The organism is Hassallia byssoidea VB512170 (assembly GCF_000817785.2).
GTDB lineage: Bacteria > Cyanobacteriota > Cyanobacteriia > Cyanobacteriales > Nostocaceae > Hassallia > Hassallia carrinoi.
The window spans coordinates 1-3540 of sequence record NZ_JTCM02000212.1 but is presented as its reverse complement, the minus strand read 5'-3'; the positions used below and the strand labels follow the sequence as shown (position 1 = coordinate 3540).

Below are 3540 nucleotides of genomic sequence, written 5' to 3'. Positions count from 1 at the left end.
GGGGACAAGGGGAGGACACTTCTGTGCGGGGGTGGAGGAGCTCAGAACGTGTCCGTGGACAAGGGGAGGACACTTCTGTGCGGGGGTGGAGGAGCTCAGAACGTGTCCGTGGACAAGGGGGACAAAGGTAAATTTGCTTCCTTGTCTCCCCCCTCCCCCCCTCTCCCCATTCCCCACTCCCCACTCCCCCAGCTTCTTGCACGCTAAAATGATTGCTACAGTTAAATTTCAATGTTGGGATTCATGTTCACCATCGACTTAACCTTAAGAAATACGCCTTTCCCCGTATCAGTACAACGTAAAACATCTGAGGATGCTGAAGCGGTTTATCAGCTGATTTTGGCAGCGATGCGCTCTGGCAACCCTGATATTGTGGAACTAATATGTGAGGGCAAGACAGAGAAAAAAATCGCCGTCCGTGGTAGTGAAATTTCTGGGGTGCAAATATCTCAGAAAGATGGTGTGGCTGCTGGTGGTGCTAGACCACCTGGTTTCTTTGCTCTAGCCTCTGAGTAAGCCATCGACGGTATAAAAATGGCGGAACTGGGCATTGAGGTAAAGGATTTAAATTTCAGTTGGACTAATGGAGAGAAAGTTATCAAATCTTGCTCTCTAGAAGTACCTCTTGGTGAATTTTGGATGCTTTTGGGTACTAATGGCAGTGGGAAATCAACTTTGCTCAGATTACTTGCGGGATTATTAGCACCTCAATCTGGAGAAATTCGGGTTTTGCATCCCGTTGGCTTTGTCTTCCAAAATCCGGATCATCAATTGGTGATGCCAACTGTTGGTGCTGATGTGGCTTTTGGACTGGTGGAAGAAAAATTGCAGCCAAAGGTAGTCAGAGCAAGGGTTGAGGAGGCGTTAGGGGCGGTGAATTTGCTTTCACTGCAACGACGCCCTATCTATGCTTTGAGTGGTGGACAGAAGCAGCGAGTGGCAATTGCTGGTGCGATCGCTCGTCGCTGTGAGGTCTTACTATTAGATGAACCAACTGCTTTACTCGATCCAGATAGCCAACTGGACTTGGTAGCTCAAGTACGCCGCTTAGTCAAAAGTCGCAATATGACGGCTCTTTGGGTAACGCATCGCCTAGACGAGTTAAATTACTGTGATGGCGCTTTCTTGCTAGAAAAAGGCTCTCTAGTGGATAAAGGTGAAGCTTCACGCCTAAAACAACGTTTGATGGAAGAACACGACGAAGCCTGTTAATACTCACTTGTCCAGCTTTTTTTTATCCCAAGCTAATAATTAATTAGTAATTACAAATAACTGCAACGCGCCTCTAAAAAGGCGCGTTTTCAGTTTATACAGCAACTTTACACAATTGATCTACATTTTTTGTTTTCTGTAACATAGTGTTACAAGCAGTGCTTCAATTACTATAAAAGTTATGAATGAATTTTGTTAACTCTAGATAATTGTGATTAAAAACCATGCCCCCCTCCTTACTTCCAGCCGTTTTGTTAGTGGACGGCTACAATATAATTGGCGCTTGGCATTGCCTGAAAAAAACCCGTGACTATGCTGGATTAGAGGCAGCACGGGCTGAATTGATTGAAGCTTTAATCAGTTACAGCGCTTTTGAGGGTTATGAAACTCAAATCGTGTTTGATGCCCAATATCAAAATTCCTCTAGCAATAAAGAAGTTATTACAGAGCTTTTATCAGTTCATTACACTGATTTTGGACAGACTGCTGACACGTACATCGAAAAAACCTGTGCGTCTTTGCGCTCTTCATTAGCACAGTCTCTGATTTCTCGTGTAATTGTTGCCACATCAGACCGGGCACAACAGCTGATGATACTAGGTTATGGTGCTGAGTGGATGTCGGCTCAAAAACTATGTTGGGAAGTGGAAGCCACCGTGTGTCGATCGCGGCAAAAGTATCAAACAAGGAAACAACCTAAAACTAGATTTCTCGCTAATTCCATTGACCCCAAAGCACGAGATCGTCTGGCGGAATTGCGAATGCGAACAAGTTAAATATTAGCATGAATTGCAAAGCAAAGTTACCTTTGTCATTGGGTTTTGATGGAAAGGATTATGGACTTAAGTATCTAGTCAAAAGTTTTTTGGAAAAATTTTCGCTCAGGTACTTGCCAAATCCTATCTTTACCCTTAAGATAATAAATTGTGATCCTCAGTAGCTCAGTGGTAGAGCGATCGACTGTTAATCGATTGGTCGCTGGTTCGAATCCGGCCTGGGGAGTTAAAAATTTTGGATTTTGGATTTTGGATTTTGGATTGTCCGTCCGTAGCTTCTGGTCGCTTGATCCAGCTGTGACGTTTCTCAATCATGGTTCGTTTGGTGCTTGTCCTAGAACTGTGTTGAAAGCGCAACAACGACTGCGCGAACAGTTAGAAAATGAACCTTTGCGCTTTTTTATTAGGGAGTGGGAAAAGTTGCTGGATGACGCAAGGAGCAAACTAGCGGGGTTTGTGGGTGCTCCTGCCGAAGATTTGGTATTTGTTCCAAATGCGACGACTGGTGTAAATTCGGTGTTGCGATCGCTTGTCTTTCATCCAGAAGATGAAATTCTTACAACTAACCATGAATATAACGCTTGCCGTAATGCTTTAGATTTTATCGCTAGTCGCACTGGGGCGCGGGTGGTGGTGGCAAAAATTCCTTTTCCTTTAGAATCGTCAGAACAAATTTTATCTGCGGTGATTGAGCGGGTTTCGCCAAAAACGCGATTAGCACTTTTGGATCACGTTACCAGCCAAACTGGGTTAATTTTTCCGATTCAGCAGTTGGTGAAACAGTTGCAGCAGCGCGGTGTGGATACGCTTGTAGATGGTGCCCACGCTCCGGGAATGCTTGCTTTAAATTTATCAGAAATTGGGGCGACTTATTACACTGGGAATTGTCATAAGTGGTTGTGTGCGCCGAAAAGTGCGGCTTTTTTGTATGTACGACCAGATAAACAGCCAGAAATTCGTCCGCTAACAATTAGCCACGGTGCAAACTCACCACGAACTGATAAATCACGCTTTCAGTTGGAATTTGATTGGATGGGTACGAACGATCCTACAGCTTATATGTGCGTACCGGAAGCGATCGCTTTTATGGGTTCTCTGTTACCTGGTGGGTGGAATGAATTAAGACAGCGAAATCATCAGCTAGCATTGCAGGCAAGACAGCTACTTTGTGAAGCGTTGAACGTGTCGGTGTCGTGTCCAGATGAGATGATTGGTTCTATGGCAGTTGTTCCGATCCCAGAAGTGTTGGAAAGTCGCAGTTTTATGTCTTTGCGCGATGAATTATTTGATAGATTTGGGATTCAAGTGCAAGTGGTTCCCTGGCAGGAAAAACCGAAGTTATTAATAAGGGTTTCGGCGCAAATTTACAATACACTGGAACAGTACGAGTATTTGGGGAAAGCGTTGATAACGTTACTGACAGAAAGTGCCGATTAGCTACTTGATGTCACTAAATGGCGTTGCTGAATCAAAGTATGAATCATGCGATCGCTTCAAGCTTGTGGGCGAGTCCTTCCCTAGACAAATGGGGACAGGCTTCATCAAAAATAGT

Annotated in this window: 4 protein-coding genes and 1 tRNA gene; all 5 read left to right on the top strand. The window is 44.5% G+C overall.

Annotated elements, in window-relative coordinates:
• Positions 1-243 precede the first annotated feature (243 nt).
• The 5 genes from PI95_RS34875 (at position 244) to PI95_RS34855 (ending at position 3425) form a co-directional block, all read left to right on the top strand.
• Positions 244-516: a UPF0367 protein family gene (locus PI95_RS34875; RefSeq protein WP_039753833.1), complete on the top strand. Its 273-nt coding sequence runs from the start codon at positions 244-246 to the stop codon at positions 514-516.
• Between the two features lie 18 nt (positions 517-534).
• Positions 535-1212 (top strand): ABC transporter ATP-binding protein, encoded by a 678-nt coding sequence (locus tag PI95_RS34870; protein ID WP_039752260.1) that lies wholly within the window; start codon positions 535-537, stop codon positions 1210-1212.
• Between the two features lie 224 nt (positions 1213-1436).
• Complete coding sequence (locus tag PI95_RS34865; protein ID WP_039752259.1) at positions 1437-1988, top strand: NYN domain-containing protein; 552 nt, start codon at positions 1437-1439, stop codon at positions 1986-1988.
• Between the two features lie 154 nt (positions 1989-2142).
• Positions 2143-2214 (top strand) — tRNA-Asn (locus tag PI95_RS34860).
• A gap of 35 nt (positions 2215-2249) precedes the next feature.
• Positions 2250-3425, top strand: coding sequence for an aminotransferase class V-fold PLP-dependent enzyme (locus PI95_RS34855; RefSeq protein WP_236117342.1), 1176 nt, complete (start codon positions 2250-2252; stop codon positions 3423-3425).
• Positions 3426-3540: the final 115 nt, after the last annotated feature.

Coding starts and splice junctions, on each gene's coding strand:
- PI95_RS34865 (WP_039752259.1), top strand. CDS start 1,437: ATGCCCCCCTCCTTACTTCCAGCCGTTTTGTTAGTGGACGGCTACAAT.
- PI95_RS34870 (WP_039752260.1), top strand. CDS start 535: ATGGCGGAACTGGGCATTGAGGTAAAGGATTTAAATTTCAGTTGGACT.
- PI95_RS34875 (WP_039753833.1), top strand. CDS start 244: ATGTTCACCATCGACTTAACCTTAAGAAATACGCCTTTCCCCGTATCA.